13 protein-coding genes are annotated in these 12,734 nt (G+C 42.2%); 4 read left to right on the top strand and 9 right to left on the bottom strand.

Going from position 1 to position 12,734, the window contains the following annotated elements:
- Positions 1–222 precede the first annotated feature (222 nt).
- The 4 genes from H6G92_RS22955 to H6G92_RS22940 form a co-directional block, all read right to left on the bottom strand.
- Complete coding sequence (locus H6G92_RS22955) at positions 223–630, bottom strand: hypothetical protein (protein WP_190896090.1); 408 nt, start codon at positions 628–630, stop codon at positions 223–225.
- A 422-nt stretch (positions 631–1,052) separates the two neighbouring features.
- Positions 1,053–1,703, bottom strand: coding sequence for a hypothetical protein (locus H6G92_RS22950; RefSeq protein ID WP_242059277.1), 651 nt, complete (start codon positions 1,701–1,703; stop codon positions 1,053–1,055).
- Positions 1,704–1,905: 202 nt separating this feature from the next.
- Positions 1,906–3,006 (bottom strand): D-alanine--D-alanine ligase family protein, encoded by a 1,101-nt coding sequence (locus H6G92_RS22945; protein WP_190896073.1) that lies wholly within the window; start codon positions 3,004–3,006, stop codon positions 1,906–1,908.
- A gap of 147 nt (positions 3,007–3,153) precedes the next feature.
- Positions 3,154–3,648 carry a hypothetical protein gene (locus H6G92_RS22940; protein WP_190896071.1) on the bottom strand — a complete coding sequence of 165 codons (495 nt, stop codon included), beginning with the start codon at positions 3,646–3,648 and terminating at the stop codon, positions 3,154–3,156.
- Between the two features lie 179 nt (positions 3,649–3,827).
- Between H6G92_RS22940 and H6G92_RS22935 the strand changes: the two genes are divergently transcribed.
- A complete protein-coding gene (locus H6G92_RS22935) occupies positions 3,828–5,519 on the top strand; it encodes an NAD-binding protein (protein WP_190896069.1) in 1,692 nt (563 codons plus the stop codon).
- A gap of 302 nt (positions 5,520–5,821) precedes the next feature.
- Here H6G92_RS22935 and def read toward each other — a convergent pair whose 3' ends face one another.
- Both def and H6G92_RS22925 read right to left on the bottom strand, forming a co-directional pair.
- Complete coding sequence (gene def / locus H6G92_RS22930) at positions 5,822–6,352, bottom strand: peptide deformylase (protein WP_190896067.1); 531 nt, start codon at positions 6,350–6,352, stop codon at positions 5,822–5,824.
- Positions 6,353–6,511: 159 nt separating this feature from the next.
- Complete coding sequence (locus tag H6G92_RS22925; protein WP_190896065.1) at positions 6,512–7,753, bottom strand: HhoA/HhoB/HtrA family serine endopeptidase; 1,242 nt, start codon at positions 7,751–7,753, stop codon at positions 6,512–6,514.
- 164 nt (positions 7,754–7,917) lie between these two features.
- Between H6G92_RS22925 and dnaA the strand changes: the two genes are divergently transcribed.
- A complete protein-coding gene (gene dnaA / locus H6G92_RS22920; protein ID WP_190896063.1) occupies positions 7,918–9,300 on the top strand; it encodes a chromosomal replication initiator protein DnaA in 1,383 nt (460 codons plus the stop codon).
- A 180-nt stretch (positions 9,301–9,480) separates the two neighbouring features.
- On the opposite strand, the gene rppB is transcribed toward dnaA, so the two are convergent.
- Positions 9,481–10,947, bottom strand: coding sequence for a two-component system sensor histidine kinase RppB (gene rppB, locus H6G92_RS22915; RefSeq protein WP_190896061.1), 1,467 nt, complete (start codon positions 10,945–10,947; stop codon positions 9,481–9,483).
- A 76-nt stretch (positions 10,948–11,023) separates the two neighbouring features.
- On the opposite strand from rppB, the gene H6G92_RS22910 reads away from it, so the two are divergent.
- Both H6G92_RS22910 and H6G92_RS22905 read left to right on the top strand, forming a co-directional pair.
- Positions 11,024–11,605 carry a Crp/Fnr family transcriptional regulator gene (locus H6G92_RS22910; protein ID WP_190896059.1) on the top strand — a complete coding sequence of 194 codons (582 nt, stop codon included), beginning with the start codon at positions 11,024–11,026 and terminating at the stop codon, positions 11,603–11,605.
- Between the two features lie 70 nt (positions 11,606–11,675).
- On the top strand, positions 11,676–12,101 hold the full coding sequence (locus tag H6G92_RS22905; protein ID WP_190896057.1) for an ester cyclase: 426 nt from the start codon (positions 11,676–11,678) through the stop codon (positions 12,099–12,101).
- 114 nt (positions 12,102–12,215) lie between these two features.
- Here the strand turns inward: H6G92_RS22905 and H6G92_RS22900 are convergent, their stop codons facing one another.
- Positions 12,216–12,440, bottom strand: a complete 225-nt coding sequence (locus tag H6G92_RS22900) for a type II toxin-antitoxin system HicA family toxin (protein ID WP_190896055.1) — start codon at positions 12,438–12,440, stop codon at positions 12,216–12,218.
- The gene (locus tag H6G92_RS22895; RefSeq protein WP_086687204.1) at positions 12,437–12,640 is read right to left on the bottom strand and encodes a type II toxin-antitoxin system HicB family antitoxin; all 204 of its coding nucleotides are present in this window, start codon (positions 12,638–12,640) and stop codon (positions 12,437–12,439) included. The genes H6G92_RS22900 and H6G92_RS22895 overlap by 4 nt, the downstream gene beginning before the upstream one ends.
- Positions 12,641–12,734 lie beyond the last annotated feature (94 nt).

The raw sequence follows: 12,734 nt of genomic DNA, 5'->3' as shown, positions 1-12,734 counted from the left end.
GCGATAAATCTCTAATCTTTATTTCAAGCGCTCTCAGCTTTCGTTGCCTTTCAAGCGCTGTTTCTTTCCAATTCTCTCGACTTTGTTTAAACAGACGAATCAATCGGCTCGACGAACTTTTTAATTCTTTCATTGCCAATTAGGTTGAGTATCTTTGCTAGCCTTTTGGCGAAAGTAGGAACAGAAATAGATTGTGATGGTTTTTGTAGTTGCACATTCCAGCTATTCGATGAGATAGCTACGCCAAATTGATTGAGTATCTTTACTACCTTTTTCTGGAAGCAGCAATCGCCAGGTTTTGCCTTCTTGCTGAATTTGCAGGTAAACGTCAAAAGGTTTTTTTGGTTGCGTCAAGCGCCGTTTTGGTAGTTTTACAATCAAGTCGTAGGTTCCCCGAACGCGGAAAGCTGGTAAATTTTCAATCGTTAGAGGTTGTTCTTGGGTAATTGATAGCCGCTTGATTTCAAATCCTTGAAAATCTAGATCCAACTGTTGGCTAAGTTTTTGTTGAGTTTGCTCTAGCCCAAGTGCGATCGCTTTTTGCACTAACTCGCTAGTCGGTAGCAGTCCAATACTGCCACAAGCTGTCACTAGCACCAGCAATATTGCTGTCAAAACTAACCGCACTATGTTATTCACTGCTTGATCTGCTATTTTCAACCTTATCAGTTTAACTGGACAGACTGCTGCTTTTTTTTTCAGCAAGATCATTTTTTAAGCGCGTTCGCCGCAACCCTTCTCCTTAGCAAAGAGAAGGGAGTGTTTGCGTCAGCAAATACGGGGTGGGGTTGCACCGAAGTGAGAACAGCTATAGGAATCATATTTGATTTCTGAAAAAATCTAAGTATTTGTAGGGTGTGTTAGGCGTAAGCCGTAACGCACCAAAGCCTTAAGAATGGTGCGTTACGCTGTCGCTAACGCACCCTACGTATCTTTTCAAAAATCAAATACTAGTCCTATATATATCCTCTAGATATTAGTAAAGGCACGGTAGAACCGTGCCTTAATTCGCAAAAAATATTATTTTGAAAGGTTTTTGCTTTACAGGAACTTTAATACTGGCGTAAAATTGCAGACAGTGAACTATCTTTACGAAGATCCATCAAGTCTGCTAAAGAGTCTGTGCGCATATCCAAGTGGTGCTTGTGTTCTGCTGGCAGAACCGTCACCAAATGTTTTGTTTTAGGTCGCATCTGCATCATAGGCATCAGTTGTGGCTGTGGCACAAAGATTGGCTGGTTCTTGGGAAGGCGTGGCTCCAATCTTTGGTAATGGTTCTGTGCCAAGCGTGCCTGATGACGGTTAATCTGTTTTTGGACTTTTTGCGGTTGGGTTGTCCGGTTGAGCATTCGGAAAATGAGCAAGGAACCACTACCACAGCTGAGGACGATCGCAGCCACCATCCATAAAGGTGTAGGATTACTATTCTCAGAAGGCGCATTGATTGGTTCTTCAACTATAACTGGGATTTTTTCTGGTTCTTCTTGTGTTACCTGTCCAGCATTACCTAAGCTATACAGGGCAAAGGCACCACCTCCTAAAAACATGGCTAAACACCCAGTTAACAATAGCCAAGGATGGTGTGCAACCAGATATATCAGAACGTTCGAGCTTTGTTTTAATCTCGATTTCCTGTTTGTCAGCTCTGGAGTAGCCCCTCTTAGTTGGGTTCGCTCGCGCTGTACACTCTGACTTTTTTCCATGATTACTTTCAGATTTGTACCCCTCTAGTCAATAAATTGTACTGGAGGAGTTAAGCATCAGGTATCCGTAACAAAAGTTCAGATTTAAGTAGCTTTTTTGTAAAACATAGGCTACCAAATCTGGCTAATTTTTGCCAAAATTCTGTATTTATTGTGACTTTTTCCTGTAAAAATTTAAAAATCAGTTCGTTTATTTTGTCCGTTAGCTAGGAGAATACCTTTCAAGAGCAAGTTGAATTAACCGATCAACTAATTCTGGAAAGGAGACTCCACTATGGGCCCAGAGTTGGGGATACATACTAGTCGCAGTAAAGCCTGGCAACGTATTTATTTCATTAATCAAAACTTCTTTTGTTGCTTCCACGTAGAAAAAATCTACCCTTGCTAACCCCGCAGCGTCAACTGCTGCAAAAGCTTGTAAAGCCATGTCCTGAATTTGACGGGCGATCGCATCTGGAAGCGGTGCTGGTATCAGTAAATCTGCGCGACCCTCAGTATATTTAGTTTCATAATCATAAAAATCGCTGTCATAAGTAATCTCTCCAATGACAGAGGCTTGAGGTTGATCGTTTCCTAAAACAGCACACTCAACTTCCCTGGCTACGACACCAGCTTCCACAACCAGTCTTCGATCATAACTGGCAGCATTATCTAAAGCGGCTTCTAATTCTTGGCGCGATCGCACTTTGGCAATACCCACTGATGAACCCAAATTAGCAGGCTTAACAAAAGCGGGATAACCTAATGCTGCCTCAATTTCATCACACAATTTCGGAAATACGCAAGGATTAGACCAAACCTGCGCTCTAGTTATCGCCTTGTATTTTACCTGTGCTAGTCCCGCTTGCTCAAAGGCCATTTTCATGGCGATTTTATCCATCCCCACTGCCGAACCTAACACCCCAGAACCGACAAAGGGAACTTGCATCAAAGTGAGTAACCCTTGGATTGTTCCGTCTTCACCGTTGGGGCCGTGGAGAATGGGAAACCAAACATCCACTTGGGCAACTTGAGAAGGAGATTGCCACTTGCTGAGGATTTGGGCTTGAGGGTTGGATGTCAGATCCCCTTGGGAAGTTGATTGTTCAGATTCCAGTAGCGGAGTGCCAGTTTCTAAAACCTTTTGCGGTGCTTCTCCGGCTAGCCAGCGTCCATCTTTTTGGATGTAAAAAGGCAGTATTTCGTACTTACTAGCATTTTGCTCTGCACTCAAGGCTTTAGCGATCGCCCGTGCTGATTTGATCGAAACTTCATGTTCTCCCGAACGACCGCCAAACAGTAACCCCACGCGCAGCTTTGCCATTTTCGGTTCCTCCACACTCCTCAAGCAGATAGCGTATCACAACCTACAAAAATTGCCATATTTTTCTATATTATTTTATTGGCTGTTTTTATTAGCTGTTGAAGCCCTGCCTAGAAAAACTCTCCTATTTAAGGAGTTAGTAAGGAGTTAGTCAGCGATCGCCCATCTGACATAAGGGCGGGAAGCCACTACACTTTTGTAAGTGATTAGGCTAAGGGGTGCATCAATTTTTCGCAAATCCACACGGAAATAAGCTTTTTTATTCTTAAATTCTACATTGTAGAAACTATATCCCTGCCCACGAGTTTGACCTACACAAGAAGCATAATTGCTCCGTAAAGGTGAAACAAATTCCACAAACTGCTTATTAGATGAAACTAATTTAGTTGTATCTGCAAACTCTCTGGTATCAGCCACTACCGTATGTTCAGCACCGCCTTCGTAAGGGAGAAGAAACCACCACAGTCCAATTGTTTGAGGACATGTACCACTGCTACGTTGTACATTCAGTGTCACATGAGGGGCAGAAATAGGCTCTGGCCCTGACTGGGGCTGTGCTTGCGCTGTAACAGCTATGGTTCCTGCCACAACTAGAGGGCATAAAATACTACTAAAACTTGTTAATTTTATCCAATTTTTCATAACTTGAATCTTTTCAAATTTCAGGTATCCAAATAACATCGACTTTTATAATTTTGTAAAAGTGCCATCTTATTTGAAACAATCGTGTTGTCAGCTACAGTTATATTCCCGGAAAGTGGGCAACAATATTAATAAATAACTAGAAATGCAGCCCTACCTGTAAAAGATGCTGCCGTTTCATGAAACCTCGAATTATTGTTTGTGGCTTAGGACGTACCGGATATAAAACCTTTCGTTTGCTGAGACACCAGGGAGCCTTCGTTGTTGGCATTCATCACCAATCTATCCCTGGCGAAACAGCAGGAGATGTGATTGTTGGCGATTTACAAGCAGCTTCTACCCTAACAGCAGCAGGAATTCAACAGGCACACACTTTAGTCATCGCTGGCTCTAAAGATGCTCTGAATTTGTCTATTATGATGCAAGCGCGGGTACTGAATCCCCAGATTCGGATTATCAACCGTTTTTATAATACAAATTTGGGGGAGCGCCTAGATCAAAGTTTGCCAGACCATTTGAGTATGAGTGTTGTGGGATTAGCAGCACCCGTATTTACCTTTGCAGCACTGGGAAACCGAGCGATCGGACAAATCAAATTATTTCAGCAAACTTGGCCAATTCACGAAGAATTCATTGATGAAAACCACTTCTGGAGGGGTCTAAAGCTGAGTGAATTGTGGGAAGACCGATCGCGGATGTTAATTTATTACTTGCCAGTAAAAGGCGAGATGGATTTGGTGTCGGCTGTAATATCTGGACAAGAGATACAAGTAGGCGATCGCTTAATTATTGGCACCCAACCCCGCATCCGTTCTCCCCGGAGATCATTGATTAAAAAACTGCTGAAAGTTATGACTAATCTTAAGCAGTTTCAGCAACATGGGCGATCGGTAGTGGTGGGCGCTATTGTACTCTTGGCAGTTATTCTGATTGCTACACTAACCTACATGTCGGCTGAGTTGAGTTTATCTCCTGTCGATGCTCTATATTTTTCTGTAGGCATGATTACGGGAGCAGGTGGTAATGACAAAGTAGTAGAAAATGCTCCTAACACTATTAAGTTATTTACTGTTGTGATGATGCTGGTTGGAGCAGTGGTAATTGGTATTTGGTATGCAATGCTCACCGATTTTGTCTTAGGAAGCCGCTTTAAGCAATTTTGGGATGCAGCCCGAATTCCCCAGCGATATCACTACATTGTTTGTGGATTGAGTGGTATTGGGGTGAGAATTGTCCAGCAACTCCACGCCAGCGGACATGAAGTTGTAGTAGTTGAACCCGACTCCAACAACAAATATATTAATACCGCCCGCGAACTAGGTATTCCTGTTATTCAGGGAGATGCCAGCTTCCGCACAATACTCAAAGCCAGCAATATAGACTGTGCCGCCGCAGTGCTTGCTGTTACTAGCAATGATGCTACCAATCTGGAAATTGCTCTTAAAGCCAAAGGTTTGACACCCAGCATTCCGGTGATTGTTCATTATGCCGATCCCGATTTTGCTGGCATAGCCCAACAGCTATTTGGCTTCGAGGCCGTACTGAGTCCGGCTGAACTAGCAGCCCCAGCTTTTGCCGCCGCTGCACTGGGGGGGCGCATTCTTGGCAATGGCATCACGGCAGATAGTCTTTGGGTGGCTTTTGCAACTGTGATTACACCTTCACACGTCTTTTGTGGCCAGTGGGTGAAAGATGTAGCGATGTCAGCTGACTGTGTACCTTTGTATGTAGAAACAAACCACCAAACCCTTCATGGCTGGGATTTATTAGAAACTAACCTCAGTGCGGGTGATGTTTTATATATGACGATGCCAGCAACGCGGCTATATCAATTGTGGCGGGACGAGCAAGTTTGTGAAGCACACGCTTAAATAATTCGTAATTCGTAATTAATAGGACTTACGCACACTCTACGATTCTTCTCTTCTCTACGAGACGCTTCGCTTTGGCGGAAGCCTATCGCAGAAAAGGCGATTTAATAAATTAAGCTTTTTGGTGATTTTTGCGTAAGCTTCTCACTAAGGCGGTGGGAAGCCCACTTGCTTTGTGAGGTGTCCGGGATAGCCGCCCCGCCGTTAACTGTTAACCGTCATCAGTATGCACGTGTTATCCCATCCCCTTTTAGGGATGGGATGAGCTTTCAACATTGGTGTACACCACTCTCAACTCACATCTATTTGTTAACAACTCGTTGTTGATATTCCTGCTCAGTAATCATATCGAGAGTGTTTTCTAGGCGATCAACAAATACAATACCGTCGAGATGATCATACTCGTGTTGAAAAATCCGAGCGATAAAATCGGTTAATTCTTGCTTTTGTAACTTGCCTTGAGAGTCAGTGTATTCCACTTCAATAGCTTTATGTCGAGGAACTAACCCCCTAATTCCTGGAACACTTAAACAACCTTCCCAATCTTTGACAACTTCAGTTGAATGAGCAATGATTTTGGGATTAATCATGGCAGTAGGTTCCATTTCTGGGGCGTTGGGATACCTGGCATTAGGACGGGAAGCCACAATAAATAAACGATAGGATTGTGCTACTTGAGGCGCAGCAATTCCCACACCGTTAGCTTTGGCAACAGTGGCAATTAAGTCTTTAATTAATTTTTGGATATGCTCATCTTGAATATTCTCAACCCAAGCAGCTTTTTGGCGTAATGTTGGATTGCCTAATTGAATTATTGGCGCTAACTCAGTCATGATAAAACTCCTTTAAGCAATGGTTAGTGGGGCATTGGGCACTTGTACTGAGCTTTGCCGTAAAGCCTGCGGCATAGCTACGCTTAGGGCGTAGCCTCTCGTATAGAAGTATTGGGCATTAGAAAAATTTTTATGACTCTTGCCCCCTGCCTCCTAACATCATCCTTCACGTCTTACAGGTAAAGGAGCAGGTTGAACTCCTATTTGGACAGTTTGCCCATTGCGTTCCACTTCTATTGGTAGATTGGTACCGATTTTGCTCTTTTCTACTAGCCTTTGTACTTCTTCAATTTTAGTAACAGGCTGGTTATTAATGCTTTTAATCACATCACCAACTCGTAGTCCAGCCACAGATGCAGGCGATCGCGGCACAATCTCAACCAGCAAAACTCCCTCTTCTGCTGTAAGATTTAAGCGATCGCCTGCTCTACTTTTTATTCTCTCTTTGATATCTGGTGTCAGTGTCACCATCTGAACGCCCAAATAAGGATGATCCACCTTGCCTGTAGCAATTAATTGCTGGGAAATTCTTTGCACAGTATTAATGGGGATAGCAAATCCCAAACCTTGAGCACCTCGAATAATAGCTGTGTTCATCGCAATTACTTGGCCACGAACATTTAGCAATGGGCCACCGGAATTACCAGGGTTAATCGCAGCATCAGTTTGGATGTAATCAACCCGCTTGTCACTAGCACCGATATCGCTACCAGAACGACCTGTAGCACTAATAATCCCAGATGTTACGGTATTATTCAAGCCTAAAGGGTTGCCAATGGCAATTACTGCTTCTCCTGGTTGCAAAGCATCGGAATTACCCACTGCTAGGGTTGGCAGATTATTAGCATCGATTTCGATCACAGCCACATCAGTTACCGGATCTTCACCCAAAACTTTACCGTCAAAAGTTCGGCCATCTTTGAGTGTGACAGTCACTCTATCAGCACCATCTACCACATGAGAATTGGTCAAAATTTGGCCTGAGGAAGTAATGATAAATCCAGAGCCACTACCCCGCTCTACTCGTTCTCTAGGCTGTGGTACTGCACCTCCAAAAAACCGCCGGAATGATGGATCATTAAATTCGTTTGGTATGCGAGAAGTGATTGTTCGGGAAGAATCAATGCGAACTACCGCAGGCCCCACCTGTTGCACTACCTTCACCACAAAATTAGGATCTCCAGACGAAGAAAAAATCGGCGGAGGGACAATTACCGGATTAGGTTCTGTTGTCGTTTGGGTTTGAGTCTCGTTTTGCCGAGTCTCAAAGGTCTTAGCAGGTAAAAGAGAGCAGCTCCCCAATAACACCACTGCTAACCCATATGAGAGCATCCACAACCTGTGGGGTAAACGCCTAGTATCAATATTTTTGGGCACTAAGTGATGGTTTGTTGTCTTCATGTGTTGTTGCTTCTCCGTATCAGTCAGTGGATGTTAGGATCTTGCCTACTGGGTATGTCCCAAAATGATTACAAGTTAAAAGCTTATTCTAGGTCTAGCGTGTCTGGATGCTAAATTGGTGCTTTCTCTTCTATTGTGACGATTAGCAGCAAAGGTGGTGGATAATGGAAATTCCCATAGAAACTCTGTGGAGTCAGGTACTAGAGCGCCTACAGCTTGAACTATCCCGACCCACCTTTGAAACTTGGATCAAAACTGCTAGTGCAGAGCGATTAGAAAATAATTGCTTGGTTATTCGTACTCCTAACCCATTTGCTCGTAATTGGTTACAGAAGTATTACATCAATACCATTGCTCATGTAGTACAAGATATTCTCGGTCATCCCGTAGGAATTTACATTACTGTTGCTCAAGGTGATGAAGTTTCTCATTTTAGTGAGCGAGAGGTTTCTTGGGAATCACCAAATCCTAGCAGTATTTCGGAAGCTGTTCCTAATCACAATCATAAAACTACTGATTTAAACTCTAAATATGTCTTTTCCCGGTTTGTAGTTGGTGCTAACAATCGGATGGCTCATGCTGCTTCTTTAGCAGTTGCAGAATCTCCAGGTAGGGAGTTCAATCCTTTATTTTTATGCGGTGGCGTAGGTTTGGGGAAAACTCATCTCATGCAGGCTATTGGTCACTATCGCTGGGAAATTTCGCCTAATTGTAAAATATTTTATGTTTCGACTGAGCAGTTTACTAATGATTTAATTACAGCGATTCGTAAGGATAGTATGCAGAGCTTTCGAGAGCATTACCGAGCCGCTGATGTTTTATTAGTTGATGATATTCAGTTTCTTGAAGGGAAGGAATACACCCAAGAAGAATTTTTTTATACTTTTAATACTTTACATGAAGCTGGCAAACAAGTTGTCATTGCTTCCGACCGTCCTCCTAACCAAATTCCTAGCTTACAAGAGCGGCTTTGTTCTCGGTTCTCTATGGGGTTAATCGCAGATATCCAAAAGCCGGATTTAGAAACTAGAATGGCCATTTTGCAGAAAAAAGCTGAGGATGAAAATATTCGGCTTCCCCGCGACGTGATTGAGTATATTGCTTCTAACTATACTTCTAACATTAGAGAATTAGAAGGAGCTTTAATTCGGGCGGTGGCTTATATTTCCATTTGGGGCTTACCGATGACGGTGGAAAATATCACACCAGTTTTAGAACCGCCTAACGAAAAAATGACAGCTACCCCAGAAGCAATTTTAAAGGTTGTGGCGGATAATTTTGATATTTTAATAGACGATCTCAAAGGTAACTCACGACGTAGAGAGATTAGCTGGGCGCGTCAAATAGGAATGTATCTCATGCGCCAACACACATCTCTGAGTTTGCCGAGAATTGGCGAGGAATTTGGTGGTAAAGACCATACAACGGTAATCTATAGTTGCGATAAAATTACTCAACTTCAAGAAAGCGATCGCACTTTAGCGCAAACTCTACGCCAACTGAGCGATCGCATCAATATGACTAGCCGCTCCCAAAAACCATCGTGAAGATTTATTTGAAGTTTTCCACAACCAGCACTCTGATCATTAGCCTTGACGGCTGAATAAGTAGTCGAGAATATTAAGTAACGTATAAAAATTGATTAAATTTAACTTATATTGTGGAAAAAATCTTACTTTTTGTGGAAAAATCTGTGGAAAACTTGATATTTTGCTGGTAAAACTTAATTAAGTATAATTACCTTGTGGAAAAACTCGCATGTTTTTCCACAAGTTTTCCACAGATGTAAAGTAGTTTCTGTTAATAATTTTTGCCTCCTGCCGACGCTCTGCTGCGCTATCGTGTTTCCTGCCTCCTGGCTTTCTTTGTAACTTAATAGTAAAAGTGCTACCTTTGCCGAATTCACTTTGCACATCTATGCTGCCGTGGTGTGCCAAAACAATTGCTTGTGCGATCGCTAATCCTAATCCAGAACCGCCGGTGCTACGGGAGCGATCGCTATTCACTCGATAGAAGCGGTCAAAAATTCGCGTTAACTCTGGCTGGGAAATACCAATGCCTGTATCTTGCACCTGAATCACAGCATAATGATCACTGCGGTCTACAGAAACCGTTACCTTTCCTCCTGATGGGGTGTATTGAATTGCATTGACAATTAAATTAGAAAACAAGCGATAAAGCTGATCTTCATTGCCGACAATATTTAGAGGATTTGAAACCCGGATTGAAGATGTTAGTGTAATATCGGCTGCGATCGCTAAGGCTGCAAATTCCTCTATTAAGTCATTAACAATATCATCTAAGCAACAAATGTCTCGTTGCATTGGCAAAGATTGACGATCCAGGCGAGTCAGCAGCAGTAAATCTGTAACCAGAGTTGTAAGCCGCTGATTCTGACGGTGTATGGTTTGTAGAATATCCCGCGCTTCTGTCTCATCTAATTGAGGCATCATCAGCGCAGATTCTACTGTCGCTTGGGTTGCTGCTAGAGGTGTCCGCAATTCATGTGCGGCATCTGCTGTAAATTGTTGGACTTGTTTATATGAGCGATAAATCGGCTGCATTGCCAATCCTGCCAACCACCAACTAGCAACACCAACCAAACCCATAACAATTGGTAATCCCAATGCTAAAGTGAGTTTTATAGCAGTGAGATAACTATTAAATTCCGCAAGACTTCGCCCTACTTGGATGTAACCCCAATCGAGATTTTCTTGGGTGTGTAGCACAAAAGAAATTTGGTGATAAAAGTTGCCTTTCCTATCTTTAAGGGTTTGCCAAAGTTCGTTGTTAAAGACTATAGGAAATCCTTCTGGATAAGTTCCTGCGATCGCAATTAAGCTTCCTGAATTATCGAAAAAACGGACGTAATAATTACCTTGATTAATTGCGCTTAAAATATGGCGTTTAGAACTTAATTGCTCCTGAATGCAGCTAGCGCCAACCACGCAAATATTGGGTAAAAGTTGTTGTATCACTGGTTCCAATTGACCAGGCTTTTGTAATTTTAATTCAATAGTATCGTGCAATGTTCCCGCGACAGACTCCAGTTCTCGGTCTAATGTCATCCAATGGGCATGGGAAATTGCTCTGTAGATGCCGAATCCGCACAGGCTTAAAATCAAAGCCATGACAAGCGCATACCACAGCGCTAAACGTAGGCGGGTTTGCTGAAATAGTTTATTCTGATTCATAAGAAGATATTGTGAGCAGCCGTGCAGTTTCAACCTGTGGTTAACCTGTAATTATCCTAGTGCGATCGCATTCCCCATGTTTGAACAATTTTCCGAATTCATCCAGCAGTTTCTACCTGAATTTAAAATTGAATTAATGCGGATTGAGCCGCTTCTAAAGACAGTAAAGGTTCAAAAGGGAGAATTCTTGTTTCGTGAGGGTGATGTTTGTGAGTTTCTTGGCTTGACATTAAAAGGTTGTCTGAGAACATTTTTCCTCAAAGATGGAAAAGAATTGACATTGTTCTTCCATCTGGAAAATCAACCGCTAGGTGACTACGAGAGTTTCCGCAAGCAACAACCCGCGTGTTTTTCTTGCCAAGCAATTGAAGACTCTGAGGTACTGATCGTTAGCAATGAGTTGTTTCAAGTTTTTGAGCTAGCTCCTGAAGGCCAAAAATTCTTGAGACTCCATGCAGAGAGCCTTGCATTTATGCTACGAGATAAACTGCTTTCTCTTTTTAAAGACACGCCTGAACAGCGCTATCTCAAACTTCTTCAAACTGAAGCTGAACTTTTACAGCGCATTCCTCAATACTATATAGCGTCCTATCTCGGTGTTGAACCAGAATCTTTGAGCCGATTAAAACGAAGAATTCAAAAAAAGGCAATTTCTTAACCTAAGTCAATGTAAACGGTAATTTTGCCAGCTAAATTTACAATAAGGCAATGAAAAAACAAGAATCTGTATGTCTCTAGCACATAATAAATCCACTGTTCTGCAAGCTTATAAAGCTTTTGATTTAGGTGATATTGAACAAGGGAAAAGGTTAGTTTCCCCAGATATTATTGGTTGCGTGATGGGAAGTCATAAACTCGAAGGTGTTGATGCTTTTTTTGAGTATGCATTAATGATGCGTGCGGCTTTTCCAGATGGTTATCATACTTTTGAAGATGTGATTGCTGAAGAAAATCAAGTTGTGACTCGTGGGATTTTTTGTGGAACTCACCAAGGGGAATTTATGGGTATTCCGCCAACTGGTAAACAGGTTAAGTTCTCAGTTATGCATATAGATCGTGTTATAAATGGCAAAATTGTGGAACATTGGGGTCAAGGTGACACAATGGCTTTGATACAGCAATTAGGGATAGTAATCTTACCGAAACATTGCTGATTATTATATTGCACTTGTTAAAACAGCAGTTGTATTAACTCAAAGTTAAAGAGATTTTGGTAAAATGGTGAGTTTGCAAATAGGAGAATAGATGTAACAATTAGTGACTTTTTACTAATCAGTTTTCCAATCAGATTCGGGAATATCTGCACCAATCATGATATTACGCAAAGTTCCAATTGGCAGATTCCGACCTTTATGATAGGGCACAATTACTTGTAGTTGGCGATCGCCATTTCGCCATTTACGATGGCTACCTTTTTGAGAAATAAGCTCGAATCCGTAGTTTTGTAAAATTCTTTCAACCTCATCCGCATTCATTCGTCGGGTACGAGTCATCCTACCGTAACCTCGCGGGATATTGCTCCTGGTGCTAATTGAATTGGATCGGCTTCCAAATATAATTGAATTGCCTCGCGGATATTTTCTAAAGCTTCTTCTTCCGTATCACCCGCAGATGTACAACCAGGTAATTCGGGACACCAAACAGCCCATTCTCCGGTTTCTTGATCGGGTTCGAGAATTACTCGCCACTTCATAGTCAATATGCTTCCTTGAAATTTATTTGACAGTTATAGCTATTTTTGAGTGTAACGAAATCTAAAATATACGAATCACTCTGTTCGACTCGCA

Origin of the sequence: Nostoc foliaceum FACHB-393, from assembly GCF_014698505.1 — a bacterium.
Taxonomy (GTDB): Bacteria; Cyanobacteriota; Cyanobacteriia; order Cyanobacteriales; family Nostocaceae; genus Nostoc; species Nostoc foliaceum_A.
Note: the sequence above shows the minus strand (reverse complement) of the source record. Positions and strands in the feature narration are given on the sequence as shown.

What these genes read in the sequence shown, in the direction of transcription:
- H6G92_RS22925 (WP_190896065.1), bottom strand. Translation starts at nt 7,753, where the DNA reads ATGAAGACAACAAACCATCACTTAGTGCCCAAAAATATTGATACTAGG.
- rppB (WP_190896061.1), bottom strand. Translation starts at nt 10,947, where the DNA reads ATGAATCAGAATAAACTATTTCAGCAAACCCGCCTACGTTTAGCGCTG.
- H6G92_RS22935 (WP_190896069.1), top strand. Translation starts at nt 3,828, where the DNA reads ATGAAACCTCGAATTATTGTTTGTGGCTTAGGACGTACCGGATATAAA.
- H6G92_RS22900 (WP_190896055.1), bottom strand. Translation starts at nt 12,440, where the DNA reads ATGACTCGTACCCGACGAATGAATGCGGATGAGGTTGAAAGAATTTTA.
- H6G92_RS22905 (WP_190896057.1), top strand. Translation starts at nt 11,676, where the DNA reads ATGTCTCTAGCACATAATAAATCCACTGTTCTGCAAGCTTATAAAGCT.
- def (WP_190896067.1), bottom strand. Translation starts at nt 6,352, where the DNA reads ATGACTGAGTTAGCGCCAATAATTCAATTAGGCAATCCAACATTACGC.
- dnaA (WP_190896063.1), top strand. Translation starts at nt 7,918, where the DNA reads ATGGAAATTCCCATAGAAACTCTGTGGAGTCAGGTACTAGAGCGCCTA.
- H6G92_RS22950 (WP_242059277.1), bottom strand. Translation starts at nt 1,703, where the DNA reads ATGGAAAAAAGTCAGAGTGTACAGCGCGAGCGAACCCAACTAAGAGGG.
- H6G92_RS22910 (WP_190896059.1), top strand. Translation starts at nt 11,024, where the DNA reads ATGTTTGAACAATTTTCCGAATTCATCCAGCAGTTTCTACCTGAATTT.
- H6G92_RS22945 (WP_190896073.1), bottom strand. Translation starts at nt 3,006, where the DNA reads ATGGCAAAGCTGCGCGTGGGGTTACTGTTTGGCGGTCGTTCGGGAGAA.
- H6G92_RS22895 (WP_086687204.1), bottom strand. Translation starts at nt 12,640, where the DNA reads ATGAAGTGGCGAGTAATTCTCGAACCCGATCAAGAAACCGGAGAATGG.
- H6G92_RS22940 (WP_190896071.1), bottom strand. Translation starts at nt 3,648, where the DNA reads ATGAAAAATTGGATAAAATTAACAAGTTTTAGTAGTATTTTATGCCCT.